The organism is Streptomyces sp. NBC_00597, assembly GCF_041431095.1.
In the GTDB taxonomy this organism is placed as follows: Bacteria; Actinomycetota; Actinomycetes; order Streptomycetales; family Streptomycetaceae; genus Streptomyces.
Genome location: NZ_CP107757.1, coordinates 508,698 through 525,223, shown reverse-complemented (window position 1 = coordinate 525,223; position 16,526 = coordinate 508,698). Strand labels below are relative to the sequence as shown.

15 protein-coding genes and 2 pseudogenes are annotated in these 16,526 nt (G+C 73.1%); 8 read left to right on the top strand and 9 right to left on the bottom strand.

Going from position 1 to position 16,526, the window contains the following annotated elements:
* Positions 1 to 5 precede the first annotated feature (5 nt).
* Positions 6 to 875 carry a GntR family transcriptional regulator gene (locus tag OG974_RS02140; protein WP_371645196.1) on the bottom strand — a complete coding sequence of 290 codons (870 nt, stop codon included), beginning with the start codon at positions 873 to 875 and terminating at the stop codon, positions 6 to 8.
* Between OG974_RS02140 and OG974_RS02135 the strand changes: the two genes are divergently transcribed.
* Together OG974_RS02135 and OG974_RS02130 are read left to right on the top strand one after the other, a co-directional pair.
* A complete protein-coding gene (locus OG974_RS02135) occupies positions 812 to 1,663 on the top strand; it encodes a (2Fe-2S)-binding protein (protein WP_327279263.1) in 852 nt (283 codons plus the stop codon). The genes OG974_RS02140 and OG974_RS02135 overlap by 64 nt on opposite strands.
* A 204-nt stretch (positions 1,664 to 1,867) precedes the next feature.
* A complete protein-coding gene (locus OG974_RS02130; RefSeq protein ID WP_327279262.1) occupies positions 1,868 to 2,929 on the top strand; it encodes a DUF2637 domain-containing protein in 1,062 nt (353 codons plus the stop codon).
* 56 nt (positions 2,930 to 2,985) lie between these two features.
* On the opposite strand, the gene OG974_RS02125 is transcribed toward OG974_RS02130, so the two are convergent.
* Together OG974_RS02125 and OG974_RS02120 are read right to left on the bottom strand one after the other, a co-directional pair.
* The gene (locus tag OG974_RS02125; RefSeq protein ID WP_371646700.1) at positions 2,986 to 3,366 is read right to left on the bottom strand and encodes an ATP-binding protein; all 381 of its coding nucleotides are present in this window, start codon (positions 3,364 to 3,366) and stop codon (positions 2,986 to 2,988) included.
* 254 nt (positions 3,367 to 3,620) lie between these two features.
* Positions 3,621 to 4,639: pseudogene (locus tag OG974_RS02120) on the bottom strand (thiamine pyrophosphate-dependent enzyme); the annotation flags it as partial.
* 201 nt (positions 4,640 to 4,840) lie between these two features.
* Between OG974_RS02120 and OG974_RS02115 the strand changes: the two are divergent.
* Positions 4,841 to 5,059, top strand: a complete 219-nt coding sequence (locus OG974_RS02115) for a hypothetical protein (RefSeq protein ID WP_327361286.1) — start codon at positions 4,841 to 4,843, stop codon at positions 5,057 to 5,059.
* A 126-nt stretch (positions 5,060 to 5,185) separates the two neighbouring features.
* Here OG974_RS02115 and OG974_RS02110 read toward each other — a convergent pair.
* The 3 genes and pseudogenes from OG974_RS02110 to OG974_RS02100 all read right to left on the bottom strand — a co-directional run.
* Positions 5,186 to 5,953 (bottom strand): annotated as a pseudogene (locus tag OG974_RS02110) (thiamine pyrophosphate-binding protein); the annotation flags it as partial.
* A 15-nt stretch (positions 5,954 to 5,968) separates the two neighbouring features.
* Positions 5,969 to 6,820, bottom strand: a complete 852-nt coding sequence (locus tag OG974_RS02105; protein WP_371645193.1) for a protein phosphatase 2C domain-containing protein — start codon at positions 6,818 to 6,820, stop codon at positions 5,969 to 5,971.
* Between the two features lie 1,196 nt (positions 6,821 to 8,016).
* Positions 8,017 to 8,703: a hypothetical protein gene (locus OG974_RS02100; protein ID WP_371645191.1), complete on the bottom strand. Its 687-nt coding sequence runs from the start codon at positions 8,701 to 8,703 to the stop codon at positions 8,017 to 8,019.
* Positions 8,704 to 8,902: 199 nt separating this feature from the next.
* Between OG974_RS02100 and OG974_RS02095 the strand changes: the two genes are divergently transcribed.
* The 3 genes from OG974_RS02095 to OG974_RS02085 all read left to right on the top strand — a co-directional run bounded on the left by OG974_RS02095 (position 8,903) and on the right by OG974_RS02085 (position 10,914).
* Complete coding sequence (locus OG974_RS02095; RefSeq protein ID WP_327285836.1) at positions 8,903 to 9,877, top strand: helix-turn-helix domain-containing protein; 975 nt, start codon at positions 8,903 to 8,905, stop codon at positions 9,875 to 9,877.
* A gap of 24 nt (positions 9,878 to 9,901) precedes the next feature.
* Entirely contained in the window at positions 9,902 to 10,384 is a 483-nt protein-coding gene (locus OG974_RS02090; protein WP_327279257.1) for a DUF456 domain-containing protein, read from the top strand.
* Between the two features lie 152 nt (positions 10,385 to 10,536).
* Positions 10,537 to 10,914 (top strand): PPOX class F420-dependent oxidoreductase, encoded by a 378-nt coding sequence (locus OG974_RS02085; protein ID WP_327279256.1) that lies wholly within the window; start codon positions 10,537 to 10,539, stop codon positions 10,912 to 10,914.
* A gap of 52 nt (positions 10,915 to 10,966) precedes the next feature.
* Here the strand turns inward: OG974_RS02085 and rsgA are convergent, their stop codons facing one another.
* Positions 10,967 to 12,076 (bottom strand): ribosome small subunit-dependent GTPase A, encoded by a 1,110-nt coding sequence (gene rsgA, locus OG974_RS02080; RefSeq protein ID WP_327279255.1) that lies wholly within the window; start codon positions 12,074 to 12,076, stop codon positions 10,967 to 10,969.
* Between the two features lie 329 nt (positions 12,077 to 12,405).
* Between rsgA and OG974_RS02075 the strand changes: the two genes are divergently transcribed.
* Positions 12,406 to 12,795, top strand: coding sequence for a VOC family protein (locus tag OG974_RS02075; protein ID WP_327279254.1), 390 nt, complete (start codon positions 12,406 to 12,408; stop codon positions 12,793 to 12,795).
* Here the strand turns inward: OG974_RS02075 and OG974_RS02070 are convergent.
* A complete protein-coding gene (locus OG974_RS02070) occupies positions 12,738 to 13,463 on the bottom strand; it encodes a helix-turn-helix domain-containing protein (RefSeq protein WP_327279253.1) in 726 nt (241 codons plus the stop codon). The two genes, OG974_RS02075 and OG974_RS02070, sit on opposite strands and share 58 nt — an antisense overlap.
* Before the next feature lie 40 nt (positions 13,464 to 13,503).
* A complete protein-coding gene (locus OG974_RS02065; protein WP_327279252.1) occupies positions 13,504 to 14,625 on the bottom strand; it encodes a YihY/virulence factor BrkB family protein in 1,122 nt (373 codons plus the stop codon).
* A 17-nt stretch (positions 14,626 to 14,642) separates the two neighbouring features.
* Here OG974_RS02065 and OG974_RS02060 point away from each other — a divergent pair, with 17 nt between their 5' ends.
* Positions 14,643 to 16,298 (top strand): acyl-CoA dehydrogenase family protein, encoded by a 1,656-nt coding sequence (locus OG974_RS02060; protein ID WP_371645189.1) that lies wholly within the window; start codon positions 14,643 to 14,645, stop codon positions 16,296 to 16,298.
* Positions 16,299 to 16,526 lie beyond the last annotated feature (228 nt).

Here is a 16,526-nt window from a genome sequence, read left to right as displayed (position 1 = left end):
GTGCGTCAGGGGGTCGTGAAGTGGCCGCGGATCAGGGGTTCCAGGGCCGGGAGATCGCCTGCGATCAGGGCCTCCAGCAGGGCCGAGTGTTCCGCCGCGTCGGCGACGAGGTCCTCCCGGCGGGTCCGCCGGGCGCCCGGCAGCGGCCACTGCGACCGGCGGTGGAGGTCTTCCGCCACGGACACCAGCTGCTCGTTGCCGCCCAGGGAAAGCACCTGCCGGTGGAACACCCGGTCCGCGTCCGCGTACGCCGGCAGGTCACCGGCCGCAGCGGCCTCGGCCGTGGCGGCCGCCGCCGGCCGCAGCTCCGCCCAGGCCTGCGCCGGGACCGTACGGGCCAGCCGCAGCATCACCGGGACCTCCAGCAGCGCCCGTACCTCCGCGAGCTCCGCCAGCGCCCGCGGCGTGCGCGACAGCACCCGGAAACCCCGGTTCGGGAGGCATTCCACCGCCCCCTCCAGGGCCAGCTGCTGCATCGCTTCGCGCACCGGGGTCGCGGAGACCCCGAAGCGCTCCCCCAGGGCCGGCCCGGAGTAGATCTCCCCCGGCACCAGGTCTCCGTCGACGAGCGCCGCGCGCAGCGCGTCGAGCACTTGGCCGCGCACCGAATGGCGCAGCACCTTCTGCGTGGGGATCAGCGCCGTCACCCTGACGTGGGCCGCTTCGTGCACTCGGTCCTCCTCCGGGTTTCGAGCTGGGCCCTCCGAGAATAGGTGAACCGATTCGCCGGGTGCTGGTACAGGCCACCCGAGATCAGCTAAGGTAAGGCTTACCTTCTCTCTTTCTGACCGTGTGGATCGGTGGTTCCGCCATGCCCGACAACCCCGTCCTCGCCCCGCCCCCGGCCGACTCTCCGGTGGCGGACGCGTACGCACGGCTGTCCGAGGTGTACGGCAGTCTCCAGGTCGTCGAGCGCGCCGCGCACGAGACCGCCCCTCGCGGTGTGGGGTGGATCGGCGCGGACGCGCTCGCGGCCGGCGGCGCCGAGCTCGACGGCTACCTCGCCTGGGACGAGGCACAGGTCCTGCGGGACTACGGCCGCCAGGCCCGCCCCGACGTCGTGGCCACCTTCGGCCTGCACCGGTACGCCTGGCCCGCCTGCCTGCTGATCACGGCCCCCTGGTTCCTCCACGGGCGGGTACCCGACCTGCCGGCGCGGCAGGTGGCGTTCCACCGGACCGGGGGCCGCATGAGCGTGCGCGTCGAGTCCTTCGCCTGCCTGCCGGACGATCCGGCGGCCGCCCTCCCCGGGGCCCGTGTCGTGCCCGATGGGGAAGCGCTGCGCGCAGAGGTGCGGGCTGCGGTGGCCCGGAACCTCGAACCCGTGCTGGAAGGCTTCGGCCCGCGCATGCGGCGCGGGCGCCGCGCCCTGTGGGGCATGGTGACCGACGAGATCGTCTCGGGCGTCTGGCACCTCGGGAAGCTCGTGGACGAGGAGCACCGAGCCATGGCCGAACTGGACGCCCTGCTGCCCGGCAGAACGGCCCCCTACACCGGGGGCGCGGCGTTCCGCACGCTCTCCGGCCCGGGCGGGGAGCGGCTGCCCACCCGAGACCGGGCCAGCTGCTGCCTCTTCTACACGATCCGGCCCGAGGACACCTGCACCACCTGCCCCCGCACCTGCGACGCGGACCGCATCGCCCGCCTCACGACAGCCGCCTGACATCTGAACCCACTCGTACGACTGACCATAATCGAACACAACTCTGGTAGTACGAGCGACAGTTCGAGCTACAACACCCTATCCGGCGGGCCACGCCCCCCGATGGCGTCCACTTGCCCCGAAACCCGCGTGCCGAGCCGATCTTCTGCGCCACCATGGCTCCCGGAAGGCCGCACACGCGAGGCAGAGGCAAGGGACATCCGCATGAGACTGACCGACATATCGCTGGACTGGCTGCTGCCCGGCAGCCTGCTGATCCTGGGCGTGCTTGCGGCGGTTGCGGTACTGGCGCGGGGCAAGCGGGAAGGCGAGAAGGCCGCGACCGAGGACACCTGGGAGCGCAGCGAAGAGCGGCGGCGGCGCAAGGAAGCCGTCTACGGAACCGCCTCCTACGTCCTGCTGTTCTGCTGTGCGGCGGTGGCCGCCGCACTCTCCTTCCACGGGCTCGTCGGCTTCGGCCGGCAGAACCTCAACCTCTCCGGGGGCTGGGAGTACCTGGTTCCGTTCGGCCTCGACGGCGCCGCCATGTTCTGCTCGGTGCTCGCCGTCCGCGAGGCCAGCCACGGCGACGCGGCCCTCGGCTCCCGCATGCTGGTCTGGCTGTTCGCGGGCGCCGCCGCCTGGTTCAACTGGGTGCACGCCCCGCGCGGCGCAGGACACGACGGGGCCCCGCAGTTCTTCTCCGGCATGTCGCTCTCGGCAGCCGTCCTCTTCGACCGCGCCCTGAAGCAGACCCGCCGGGCCGCGCTGCGCGAACAGGGCCTGATCCCGCGGCCGTTGCCGCAGATCCGGATGGTCCGCTGGCTGCGGGCCCCCCGCGAGACCTTCGGCGCCTGGTCGCTCATGCTGTTGGAGGGGGTCCGCACCCTCGACGAGGCGGTGGACGAAGTGCGCGAGGACAAGCGCGAGCGGGAGCAGGACCGCCACCGTCGGCGCGACCAGAACCGGCTGGACCGGGCCCGCATCAAGGCCCTGGGCCGGCAGAACCGGGCGTTCGGCCGGTCCCGCGCCCGCCAGGTCGACGTGCCGGGGCTGACCCCCGGATCGGGCTCCGCGCCGGTCGGCGCGGAGCCGGCCATAGCGGAAACGGGACAGCTGCCCGCCCCGCGCCGCCGGCCCTCCCTGCAGGCCGTGCACGGAGCCGAGATCGCTGAGGTGACCGGTCCCCGGACGGTGGACCTCACCGCCGAGGACGACACCCAGACCATCCCCCGCCTCGACTCACTGGAGCGCAAACTCAAGGACCTGGAGCAGCAGTTCGGCTGACCGACCGCCGCACGCGGGGGGCCCGCTGGTCAGGCGGGCCCCCGTAGCACGTCGCGTCACGCTCCGTCGTACGTCCCGTCGTACGCAGCGCCGTACGAACCGTCGTACCCGGCCCCGTACGCAGGGCCGCCGAGGCCGCCGTCCAGCTCGAACCACACCACCTTGCCGCCGGCCTGCACCGCTGCGTCCACGCCCCAGGCATCGGCGAGGGCCTGCACCAGCACCAACCCCCGGCCGTGCGTACCGTCGTCGGCGGTCGGTACGTACGGCCGGGGCCTGCGTGCGGCGTAGTCCCTGACCTCCACCCGCAGCCGGTCCGCGGCGAGCCTGGCGGAGACCTCCGCGCCCTGGTCCGTGTGGACGAGGGCATTGGTGACGAGCTCGGTGATCAGCAGCTCGGCCACCTCGGCGGTGTCGGCCGGACATCGGTGACGCATCAACTCCCGTAATGATCGGCGCACTTCGCCCACCGCCTTGAGATCGGCCCGGCGTACGCTTCGGGTGATCTCCAACGCGTCCACCGCTCCCCCGTCCTCGACGGACGGTTCACGCGGCACGGGCCGCCCTCTCCTCCACTGCTTTCCGGTCTTCGCCCCCACCCGCACGGCGATGTACCTCCCCCGTGTCCCAACGGATCTCGAACTGGTCTACGGGATGCATGCCCGCCGGGACAATCCGCACTCCTGCCGGCTTACGGACGCGGCACGTTGCGCAGGTTGGATCGAGCCATCTGGATCATCCGGCCCACCCCGCCGTCCAGCACGATCTTGCTGGCCGAAAGTGCGAAACCGGTCACCATCTCGGCGCTGATCCTGGGCGGAATCGACAAGGCGTTGGGATCGGTCACCACGTCCACCAAGGCCGTCCCCTTGTGCCGGAACGCGTCCCTCAAAGCCCCCGTGAGCTGCTTGGGCTTCTCCACCCGCACCCCGAACGCGCCTGCCGCGCGCGCGATCGCCGCGAAATCCGGGTTGTGATTGGTCGTTCCGTACGAGGGAAGGCCGGAAACCAACATCTCCAACTCAACCATTCCGAGGGATGAGTTGTTGAAGAGGACCACTTTGACGGGCAGGTCGTACTGCACCAGCGTGAGGAAATCTCCCATCAGCATCGAGAAACCGCCGTCGCCCGACATCGACACCACTTGACGGCCGCGGTCGGTGAACTGTGCGCCGATGGCCTGCGGGAGGGCATTGGCCATCGAGCCGTGGCTGAAGGAGCCGATGATGCGACGCTTGCCGTTCGGGGAAAGATAGCGCGCCGCCCATACGTTGCACATGCCCGTGTCCACGGTGAACACGGCGTCTTCGTCGGCGAGTTCATCGAGGACGGAGGCCACGTACTCGGGGTGGATCGGGGTGTGCTTCTCCACCTTCCGGGTGTACGCCTTCACCACGCCTTCGAGGGCGTCCGCGTGCTTCTTCAGCATGCGGTCGAGGAAGCGGCGGTCCGTCTTGGCCTTCACCCGGGTGTTCAGGGCGCGCAGCGTCTCCCGTGCGTCGCCCCAAACGGCGAGGTCCAACTGTGAGCGACGGCCCAGGTGTTCGGGTCGGATGTCCACTTGGACGATCTTCACGTCGTCGGGCAGGAAGGCGTTGTACGGGAAGTCCGTGCCGAGCAGGATCAGCAGGTCGCACTCGTGGGTGGCTCGTAGGCGGCGCCGTAGCCGAGCAGTCCACTCATGCCGACGTCGTACGGATTGTCGTACTGGTGATACCTGCGTACGTGAATGCGAGCACGGCCCGCAAGGCCTCTCCGGCGGGTTGCGGCACCGGCCATCCGTCCCTGCGTCGCCGGTGGCCCGCTCCCGACAGGTGTCACTCGAATGGAGTAACCAAACGCGCCACCCACATGGGTGAAGATCAAGCTGAGTAGTGCCCCAACCGAGGCAATCCGTGAAAGGGGAACCACATGCGCCTTCGACGAATCTTCGCCGCCGTCATCGCCACGGCGGCCTTCGCCGGACTCGGCCTCTCTGGCGCCGCCACCGCCACCGCCACCGCCGGCAGCGTCACCCCGGCCAGCGTCACCCCGGGTGAGTGCACGGACAACGGCGGAACGATCGATCGGTCGACGCCCGTGCTCCCGACCTGCAGGGGCGGTATGTACGACGGGCAGACGGTCGACTAAACCCCACTAGGCCCGTTGCGAAAGTGGATCGTCGCCCCGCAGCCACGCGTTGCGGGGCGCTCCCGCGCGAGCATGCTGCAACATCACGGTGACACCGAGATACGTACGCCACTAAGGATTGTCGTACTGGATCCACTCCTTGCCGCGCAGGGCGTGCCCGACGGGCGCCTTGACCCGGCCCGCGAACTCCATGACCTCGGCGTGCGCCCCCGCGGTGCCGCTGCCGCAGAACAGCGTGACCTTGTCGGCCTCGTCGATCAGCCGGACCAGCTTCTCGATCTCCCCGTCGCCGGGGCGTACGGTCGGCCGCACGGTGACGAGCGCGTGCTGGACGCTCTGCTCGGGGGCCGGGAGGGAGGCGATGTCGCCGGGCAGCGAGATCACACCGACGCCGCTGCGGCCGACGGCGTGCTGGATGGCGGTCTGGAGCACCCGGGGCATCTGCTGCGGGTTGGAGATCAGCTCGCTGTAGTGGCTGCACTCGGAGAACAGCCGGTCCGGGTGGGTCTCCTGGAAATAGCCCAGGCCGATCTCCCCGGAGGGGATGTGGGAGGCGAGCGCGAGGACGGGGGCCATCGAGCGGTGGGCGTCGTAGAGGCCGTTGATCAGGTGTAGGTTGCCGGGGCCGCAGGAACCCGCGCAGGCGGCGAGCCGGCCGGTGATCTGGGCCTCCGCGCCTGCGGCGAAGGCGGCCGTCTCCTCGTGCCGCACCTGGATCCACTCGATGCCGCCGGTCCTGCGGATGGCGTCGACGACCGGGTTCAGGCTGTCGCCGACGACTCCGTACATCCGGCGCACGCCGGCGCGTACGAGGATGTCGACGAACTGCTCCGCCACGTTCTGCTTGGCCGTGAGGGAGGCCCTTCGTTCGCCGGTCCCGACGCCCCCATCCATCCACACTCCGCGCGGTTACGCCTCCCAGACCGCGGCGGCCGTCCGGTCGTCGGCGTAGCCCTTGAGGCGGAGCTGGGTGTCCGCGAGGAAGGCCGCCAGGCCCGGGGGCTCCGCGTCGGCCCAGCGGACCGCGAGTTCGGCCGGAAGGAGCGCCTCCTCCCGCATGGGGTCCGCGAGCCCGCCCGAACAGAGCAGCAGGGTGTCCCGGGGCCGGGCCACGGCGGCCCGGAACCGGAATCCGTCGCCCCCGGTTTCCGCGGGATCCGGTGCCGGTTCCGGCTCCAGGTCCTGCCAGGCGCCGGCCCGCAACCGGAACAGCCCGCCGGCGCCCGCGCCGAAGCAGACCCGGGTCTTGCACTCGGGATCGATGGGGAGCAGCAGCACGCGCAGCCCGGCGGTGTACGCGTCCTCCGGCAGCCCGAGCTCGGCGGCGTGCGCGCGCAGACGGCCGTAGCCCCGGTCGGTGAGCCGCTGCAACCCCGAGCGCAGGGCGTCGCGGCGGCCGGCGCGGAGGTCGTCGGCCAGCCGCTCCCGGCTCCGGCCGACGGCCGACGCGATCCAGCGGCACAGCTCGGCGGCGGCCTCGGCCGCGCCGGGGGCGGCCCGGTCGCCGCCGGCGAGGGCCACCAGGACGAGGGCGTCGTCGCCGGTGCCGAAGCGGGCGGTCAGCAGGAAGTCCCGGCGGGCCTCGCCGCGGAACCGGGCGGAATCCCCGCGCACGGAGGTCGCCCGCAGGGTGTACCCCCCGTGCCGGGCCCCCTCCAGGACGGTGTCGGGCACGAGCCCGTCGAGCGCCCCCGGATCGGCCACGGGCAGGGCCCCGGGCTCGGCGGCATAGGTCGGCGCCCGATTCCCGAGGTATCCCACGAGGGGCCGCTCCCCGGGCCCGCCCTGCGCGGCCTCCTCGGGCACACCGGTCCCGAACTGCGCGCCACCACCGGCCCCGGCCCCCGGCCGAGCCTGCTCCCCGGCGCCTGCCGCCCGCCCGGTCCCGAGCTGCGCATCGACATCGAGCGCACGGACCCCGAACCCCGGCCAGGAGTCCGGCCCGGGCGGCGGCTCGACGCCGGCATCGGCCCCGGGCCCGAACCCCGGCCCGCTCCCCTGCCCGGATTCCGGTCGGGAGCCCGGTCGGGCAACGCCGGATCGTCCTGCGACATCAGCCGCGTCTTCGGCCGATGCCTCGGACGGGCCTCCCGCACCGGCGGCCGGCCGGGCACTCGTGGGCGCGGCACCGCCTTCCGTGCCGGCCCCGTCCGGGATCCCGCCGCCGGGCACCGGCCAGGTACCGGCAGGCGCAGCCGTCCCGGCGCCGAAGCCGGTGTCGGGCCACTCCCCCGCCCCGCCCCCGGCAACCGTCGGGGTACCGGGAGGGGCTCCCGGTGCGGTTCCGGGGCCCGTGGCCTCCCCGGGTGCGCAAGTGCCGTCGGCACAGGCCCCGTCCGGGACACCGTCCCGGAGCCCCGCCCCGCCTCCGGAGCCGGGGTCCGGCCACGTGCCCGCCCCGGGCGCGACCCCGGCTCCGGTCCCGGGCCAGGCATCGGCGCCCCGTTCGGGTGGGACGTTGTCGGGGACGCCCCAGCGCCAGGAGGGGAGTTCGGGCGGTTCCTCCGGGAGTGCCGGGGGCACGGTCACACTGCCGAGGCCGTATCCGGTCGTGCCGGGCTCCCGGGGATCCCGGGGGGCCGGGGGGTCCCACGGTGGCGGCGGTTGCGGGTCGGCCTCCCGGCGCGGCCCGGGCACCACGGCGTGCGGGGGCGGCTCGGGCGGCGCAGTCGGCGGTGGTGGGGCCGGGGGCCGCGGAGGTGGGACGGTGTCCGGGAGGGCCGTCACCGAGGACGCCGAGTGGAAACGGCTCTCCAGCGTGTCCCCCGGGTCCGGGACCGGGTCCGAGACCGGTTCCGCGTCCGGGTCCTCGTACAGCTTCTGCCACCAGTCGTCCGCGCCCCGCTGACTCATGGGGCCATTCTCGGCCCCCCGGAGCGGCGGAGACCGCCGAATGCGCGAAAAGGAGCCCACCGGGCCGCCGCCCTGTGGACCCCTTTTCGCATCTCTCGTACGACTTACCGGATGCCGTACGCCCGCACGACCGTCTGGGTGACGGCCGCGCCGTTCGTGTGGGTGAGCTCCACCTTCAGCGTCACCTGCCGGCCGACCAGGTCGGTGCCGGTGTCGAGGACGGCGACCTCGGTGCCCTTGCCGTCGTCGGCGGCGGGCGCGACGGCGCCGATGGAGCCGAGGGAGCCGAGGACGAGGGAGCGTTCGGCGCCGCGCGGGGCGGGCGGGGCACTGCGCGCCGGGTTGACGGAGCCGTCGTAGACCGCGATGAGCGGGAGCTTCTTGGTGTGCGCGTCGTCGTGGCCCTGCCGGATCAGGCCGGTGACGTTGAAGAGTTCCTGGTCGGCCTTGCCGGTGGCGAGGGCCTTGACGGCGCTCTCGGGGTAGACGTAGAGGTCCTTGCCGTTCTGGCGGGTCTGCACGAGCGGCTGCGAGCCGTCCTCGCGCGGCATCGCGGTGGCGGCGGTGCCGCCGGCCGGGGCGGTGGACACCAGGATCCGGTCGCCGGTGACCAGGGTCACGGTGACGGGGGCAGTCGGCTGCTTTCCGGCCGCCTCGCTCCCGGTGACCGGTCCGTTCCCCGCTCCTCCCGGCGCTCCGTCGACCGGCTGTGCCGCCGACGGGCCGGCGAAGGTGACGGCCAGGACGGCCGCGGTCGCCGCTCCCCGTGCCGTGCGCGATGTCGGGCGCATCGCTCTCCCCAGGTGAATTCCGGCCAGCTGCTGCATTGCAGGGCAAAGCTGCCCGCAAACGGCTCCTGACCGGCGGATGTTGGTGCTGCGGTGGCGTCACCTTGGCAGAGGGCCGGGGGGTGCGGCGATGATGTCCGAGGCGGGTTTGCGCCGTGGCCGCTTCCCACCAGGAACGGCGTCAAGAGGGTGGGTGGACGGGTTGCTGAGTGCGATAGGCCTGGACGAGGGGCAGGAGTCGGCGTACCGCGCGCTGGTGGCGCTGGGGGCGGCGGAGGTACCGGACCTGGCGCACCGGCTGGCGCTGCCGGTCCCGCAGACCGAGCGGGCGTTGCGGCACCTGGAGCGACACGGGCTGGCGGCGCAGTCCTCCGCCCGGCCGGGGCGGTGGGTGGCGGCGCCGCCAGGGGTGGCGTTGGGGGCGCTGCTCACCCAGCAGCGGCACGAGCTGGAGCAGGCGGAGCTGGCGGCGGCGCGGCTGGCGCAGGAGTACCGGGCGGAGGCGGCCGAGCCGTCCGTGCACGACCTGGTGGAGGTGGTGACGGGCGCGAGCGCGGTGGCGCACCGCTTCCACCAGCTACAGGTCGGCGCGGCGCAGGAGGTGTGCGCCCTGGTCAGCAGCCGGCCCCAGGTGGTGACGGCGATGGACAACGAGGCGGAGGAGCAGGCCGCCGCGCGGGGCGTCGAGTACCGGGTGGTGATCGAGCGGGACGTACTGACCCTGCCGACCGGGATCCGGGAGGCGTCGACGGCGCTCGCGCGGGGCGAGGGCGTCCGGGTGACCCAGCAGGTTCCGACCAGGCTGGTGATCGCGGACCGGTCCCTCGCGCTGGTGCCGCTGACGGGGCCCGGGGCGGAGCCCGCGGCGCTGGTGGTGCACGCGTCGGGGCTGCTGGAGTCGCTGACGGGGCTGTTCGAGGCGGTGTGGCGGGAGGCGCTGCCGCTGCGGCTGGGGGCGGCGGGGGCGGAGGAGTCCGAAGGCGTTCCCGACACCACGGACCTGGAGATCCTGACGCTGCTGCTGGCCGGGATGACCGACGCGAGCGTGGCGAAGCACCTGGATCTGGGGTTGCGGACGGTGCAGCGGCGGGTCAAGGGCCTGATGGAACTGTCCGGGGTGACGACCCGGCTCCAGCTGGGCTGGCACGCGTACGAACGGGGCTGGGTGGCCCGATAGGTCCTGGTCGGTCAGGCTGAGCGCATGGATCTGCCTCAGCTGCTCCTGGTGGGGCTGGTGCTCCTGCTGGGAGTGCTCGGGGTGCTGGTCCCGGGGGTTCCGGGGACCTGGCTGGTCTGGGCGGGGGTGCTGTGGTGGACGCTGCACGAGCGGTCGGCGCTCGCGTGGTCCCTCCTGGTCGCGGCGACGGCGCTGCTGCTGGTGGTCCAGGTGATCAAGTGGGAGTTGCCGCCACGGCGGCTGCGCGGAGTGGGCGTCACCCGCCGGATGGCGGTGTACGCGGGTGCGGGTGCGCTGCTCGGTTTCGTGGTGGTTCCGGTACTGGGGGCGGTTCCGGGGTTCGTGGGCGGCATCTACCTGTGCGAGCGGCTGCGGCTGGGCACCCACGGCGAGGCCCGGGCCTCGGTGCGCGCGGTGATGCGTGCGGTGGGGACGAGCGTCCTGGTGGAGCTGTTGGCGTGCCTGATGGTGGTGGGCGCCTGGCTCGGGGCGGTACTGGCCGGCTGACCGGGCCGCGCGGACAACGATCCGCGACGGGCACGGCACGCGCGGCACGACATGGCACGGCACTACATGGCACGGCCTAGTGCCATGGGCCTAGGGACGGGTCGGGCGCAGGCCCGATGCGGGGGGGCCCGCGGCGCCGCGAGGCTGGGGGCATGACGGAGTTCAAGGGTTTCAGCGAGGCGGAGTCGGCGTACCTCGGGTCGCAGCGTCTGGGGCGGCTGGCGACGGTGGACGCGGCCGGGCAGCCGCAGGCGAACCCGGTGGGGTTCTTCCCTCAGGAGGACGGCACGGTACTGGTCGGCGGTCTGGCGATGGGATCGACGAAGAAGTGGCGCAACTTGCAGCACAATCCGCGCCTCTCGCTGGTCGTGGACGACCTGGTGAGCATGCGGCCGTGGAAGGTCCGGGGCATCGAGATCCGCGGCCGCGCCACGCTGGAGGTGGGCCCGCACGCGCTGGGTCCGCACTTCAGCCAGGAGGTGATCCGGATCCACCCGGAGCGGGTGTTCGCGTGGGGCCTGGACGGGTGACGCCCGGTCCCTGGCGGGGCAGGGACCGGGCGTCACCCGTCAGCCGGTGCGGTCAGTGGCGGCCGGTGCGCTTCGCCTCGTAATTGGCGCGGCCCTCCGCCGACTTCATGCGCCAGTCCCGGCGGATCTCGGAGCGCAGCCTCGCGTCCGTCTTGGCGACGATCCGCTGGTTCTCGCGCAGCAGCTTGCGGTAGCTCTCCAGGCGCCGCTGCGGCAGTGCGCCGGTCTCGACGGCTTCGAGCACCGCGCACCCCGGCTCGGCCTCGTGCGCGCAGTCGTGGAAGCGGCAGTCGGCCGCGTACTCCTCGATCTCCGAGAAGACCTGGCCGACCCCGACCTCCGCGTCCCACAGGCCGACCCCGCGCAGTCCCGGCGTGTCGATGAGGACGCCCCCGCCGGGCAGGGCCAGCAGGTTGCGGGTGGTGGTCGTGTGGCGGCCCTTGCCGTCCACGTCGCGGGTCGCCTGGACGTCCATGACCTCGGAGCCCAGGAGCGCGTTGGCGAGCGTGGACTTGCCCGCGCCGGAGATGCCGAGCAGCACGCTCGTACCGCCGGCGACGACCGCCGCCAGGACGTCCGTGCCCTCCCCGGTGAGGGAGGAGACGGTGAGGACGTCGACGCCGGGCGCCGTGGTCTCCACGTCCTGGACCAGGTGCGCGAGCGTCACCGGGTCAGGTACGAGGTCGGCCTTGGTCAGGACGACCAGCGGCTGTGCGCCGGACTCCCAGGCGAGGGCCAAGAAGCGCTCGATGCGGCCCAGGTCGAGCTCGACGGCCAGGGAGACCGCGATGATCGCGTGGTCGACGTTGGCGGCGAGGATCTGCCCCTCGGACCGCTGGGAGGAGGTGGAGCGGACGAAGGCGGTCCGGCGCGGCAGGTACGTCCTGACGTACCGGGGGCTGCCGGCCGCCTCGACCACGGCCCAGTCACCGGTGCAGATGACGCGGAGCGGGTCGTGCGGGGTGACGAAGGCGGTGTCGGCGCGCACGGTGCCGTCCGCGGTCATGACGTCGCACTGGCCGCGGTCGACCCGCACCACGCGGCCGGGCACCAGGCCCTGCTCGGCGTACGGGGCGAACTCGGCCTCCCACGCCTCGTCCCAGCCGAAGGGGGTGAGGGCGTGCGAGTACGAAGGAGAAGACGCAGAGGTGGAGAAAGACAAGGGGAACCCTTCACAGGGTGGCCCCGGCAGCGCGCGCTCGATGGCGCGCGAAGGGTGTGAGGTCAGCCGGAGACCACGGAAATGACATTGATGGTCTTCTGGGTGCGGTTCGCGCCCTGCGTGACGACAGTCATCAATGAACTCACCTCCGGGTCATGCACGTACTGGCAGTTCCTCGCCCACCGGCGGGAACTCGATCACCGTAGCAAGTGCGATCCGGCGCATGCCAGTTCTTTTTCCGGACGCTTCCGCAGCGCGCCGCCGTCGGCCGCCGGCACGTGTCCGATTCGTTCAAGACCGGCGCATCCGGCGGCTCCTAGCCTGGGCGCATGACTCCCCGAATCGATCTGATCGGCCTGGTCGTCTCCGACATGGCCGCCTCGCTCGCCTTCTACCGCCGTCTGGGCCTGGACGTTCCGGCCGGGGCGGAGGAGCAGCCGCACGTGGAGGCCGTCCTCCCCGGCGGGCTCCGCATCGCCTGGGACACGGAGGACGTCGTCCGCTCCTTCGACCCGTCCTGGACCCGCCCCACCGGGGACGGGCGGCGGGAGCTCGCGTTCCTGTGCGACTCCCCCGCCGAGGTGGACGCGGTGTACGCGGAACTGACGGACGCCGGGTACGAGGGCCATCTGGAGCCCTGGGACGCCTTCTGGGGGCAGCGCTACGCCGTCGTGCGCGACCCGGACGGCTGCGGCGTCTCGCTGTTCGCCGCCGCGTAGGCCCCCGGGGTGGTCCCGGCCAGTGCCCGCACCTCGCGGCCCAGGTGGGCCTGGTCGGCGTATCCGGCCCGGTAGGCCACCTCGGCCTGCGGCATCCCCTGCCGGGCCAGCTCCAGCGCCCGCTGGAGCCGCAGCACCCGTCCGAGGGTGCGGGGTCCGTAGCCGAAGGCGTCGAGGGAGCGGCGGTGCAGCTGGCGCGCCCCGAGGCCGACCGCCGCGGCCACGGCGGCCACCGACTCCCCCGCGCGGAGCCCGGCCGCCACCCGTGCGGCGAGGGGGTCGGGGGGCGCGCTCCGGGCCGCGCGGCTGCGGGCCAGCCGCTCCAGCCCCGCGCCGGGGTCCTCGTACGCGCCCATCCGCTCGGCGAGGCCGCGCACCTCCGGCCCCGGCCAGAGGTCGGCCAGCTCGACCCGCCGGTCGCGCAGCTCGTACGCCGGTACGCCGAGCAGTGCGGGCGCGGTACCGGGGGCGAACCTCAGGCCGGTGAAGACCCCGCCCGGGACCTCTGCGGCGGGGTGGGGTCCGGTGTCGGGTCCGGCCACGAGGAGGCGTCCGCCGACCCACAGCAGGTCCATGCAGCCGTCGGGCAGCACGGGCCCGCCGGGCGCCCCGGAGCGCCGCCACACGATCGCGCCGGGCACCAGCGGGGACGGCCGTTCCTCGTACACGGCACCAGGCTACGGCGGGCCCGGCGGCCGGTGCCGGCCGTCAGTGCTTGCGCAGCCGGGAGGAGTAGTCCTCCGGCGGCAGGAAGTTCGACCACCGCTCCGGGAACTCGGAGGGCATCCCGGCGTCGCCCTCCTCGTCGTCCTCCGATTCGCCCTCGGCCAGCGCCCGCCAGGCTGCGGCGCGCGCGATCAGCTGCGCGGCCTCGGCCTCGCGGGCCCGCTCATTGGCCTCGCGGGCCGCGGCGGTGGCCACGGACGGCCAGACGCGGTCGATGGCGGCGTTCACGGCAGCGCCGACCAGGACCGCGAAGGCCGAGACGCCGATCCACAGCAGCACGGCGACGGGCGCGGCCAGCGATCCGTAGATGGTCGGGCCCTCGACGGTGTTCGTGAGGTAGATCCGCAGCAGGAACGAGCCCAGCACCCACATGGCGAGCGCCACGAGCGCGCCCGGCACGTCCTCGATCCACGGGGAGCGCACGGGTACGGACACGTGGTAGAGCGTGGTCAGGAAGGCGATGGACAGCAGGGTGACCGTCGGCCAGTAGAGGACCGCGATCACTTCGGTGCTCCAGGGCACCCAGCGGACGACGGCGTCCGGACCGGCCACCATCAGCGGCAGCACGATCGCGCCGATCACCAGTGCGACCACGTACAGCAGGAAGGCGAGCAGCCTCGTCTTGACGATGCCGCGCTGGCCGTCGAGCCCGTACATCACGGTGATGGTGTCGATGAAGACGTTGACGGCCCGCGAACCCGACCAGAGGGCGAAGGCGAAGCCGAGGGAGATCAGGTCGGGGCGGCCGCCGCGGGTCACGTCGTCGAGCATCGGCTTGGCGACTTCGTTGACGCCCCGGTCGGAGAGCACCGTGCCGACCGCGCGCAGGATGTTCTCCTCGATGGAGGCCACGAAGGTGCCGCCCGTCCAGCCGTCGACGTACCCGAGCAGGCCCAGCAGGCCCAGGAACAGCGGCGGCAGCGACAGGAGCGTGAAGAACGCCGCCTCGGCCGCCAGGCCGAGGATCCGGTACTCGATGCACGAATTGACGGTGTCCTTCAGCAGCAGCCACGCCATCTTGCGCTTGGAGACGTTGCGGTAGAGGGCGCGGGCCCGATGGAGCCGCCCGGGGACCCGCTCGGGTGTTTCGTTTGCTGGCTGCACGTCCTTACGGTATCCGCATGGCAGCCACCACCCACACCGTCATCAATCAGGCCCCGCCCCTGGTGGGCTACGACGTCTACGGCACCGACCGGGCCCTGCGCGAGGGCGTGGAGCGGCACCTGTCGGCCTCGGCGCCCGAACTCCTCGACGAGGTGCGGCAGGAGCTCTCGGAACTCGGGCGGTCCGCGGGCTCGGCGCAGGCCCAGGGATGGGGCGCGCAGGCCAACGAGAACCCTCCGAAACTGCGTACGCACGATCGGTACGGACACCGGATCGACGAGGTGGAGTTCCACCCGGCGTGGCACCGGCTGCTCGGGCACGCGGTGGGCGCCGGGCTCACCGATGCGTGGGGCCGGCCGGCCGGGCACCTGCGCCGCGCGGCCGGGTTCTTCGTCTGGTCGCAGGCCGAGGCGGGCAACGGCTGCCCGCTGTCGATGACGCACGCGGCCGTGCCGGCACTGCGGGCGGACCCGGAGCTGGCCGCCGAGTGGGAGCCGCGGCTGACCTCGCACGTGTACGAGGAGGAGCTGCGGCCGCCCGCGCAGAAGGCCGGCGTGCTGTTCGGCATGGGGATGACGGAGAAGCAGGGCGGCAGCGACGTACGGGCGAACACGACGGTGGCGAAGCCGCTGGACGCGGCGGGCGAGTACCTGCTGACGGGGCACAAGTGGTTCTGTTCGGCGCCGATGTCGGACGGGTTCCTGGTGCTGGCGCAGGCGGCGTCGGCCGGGAAGGACCGGCTGACCTGCTTCCTGGTGCCGCGGGTGCTGCCGGACGGCACGCGCAACGCGTTCGCGATCCAGCGGCTGAAGGACAAGCTCGGCAACCGGTCGAACGCGTCGGCCGAGGTGGAGTTCGACGGGACGTGGGCGCGGCGGGTCGGCGAGGAGGGGCGGGGGGTGCGGACCATCATCGACATGGTCGCGGCGACCCGGCTGGACTGCGTGCTGGGCTCGGCGGCGCTGATGCGGCAGGCGCTGACGCAGGCCGTGCACCATGCGGAGCACCGCTCTGCTTTCGGAGCACGGCTCATCGAGCAGCCGCTGATGCGCAACGTGCTGGCCGACCTCGCCCTGGAGTCGGAGGCGGCCACGACGCTGGCGCTGCGCCTGGCGGCCGCCTACGACGCCGGGACGGAGCAGGAGCGGGCCTTCCTGCGCATCGCGGTGCCCGCCGCGAAGTACTGGGTGACCAAGCGCTGTACGCCGATGGTGGCGGAGGCGTTGGAGTGTCTGGGCGGCAACGGCTACGTCGAGGAGTCGGGGCTGCCGCGGCTGCTGCGCGAATCCCCGCTGAACTCGATCTGGGAGGGCTCGGGCAACGTACAGGCCCTGGACGTCCTGCGGGCGCTCCAGCGGGAGCCGCAGGCGCTGAACGCGTTCCTCCAGGAAGTGGGGCGGGCGCGGGGCGCCGACCACCGGCTGGATTCGGCCATCAAGGGGCTGCTGACGGAGCTCGCGGACCTGGAGGGCATCGAGGCGCGGGCGCGCCGGGTCGTGGAGCGCATGGCGCTGGTGCTCCAGGGGTCGCTGCTGGTGCGCTGGGCGCCGCCGGAGGTGGCGGACGCGTTCTGCGCCTCGCGGCTGGGCGGCGACCGGGGGTCGGCCTTCGGCACGCTGCCGCACACCCTGGGACTGGCTGCGCTGGTCGAACGGGCGCGGATCGCGGGCTAGGTTCCGGGCCCTGTCCCCAAACAGGTCCGAGCCGGGATCCGGGCACCCGTCGACCGGGAGCAGGAGTGGCGCCGCGCCGACTCGGCGCCACCCCTGAACCGAAAGCCCCGAGGAGGAGCTGTCACGTCGCGAGGCGACGTCCGGACAGTTTCCTTCGGGTGACCGGGACTTGGCGAGAGTTGCATACCGTTGCAACCCTCTGAGTCGGAACCGTCCGCCGTGCGTGCC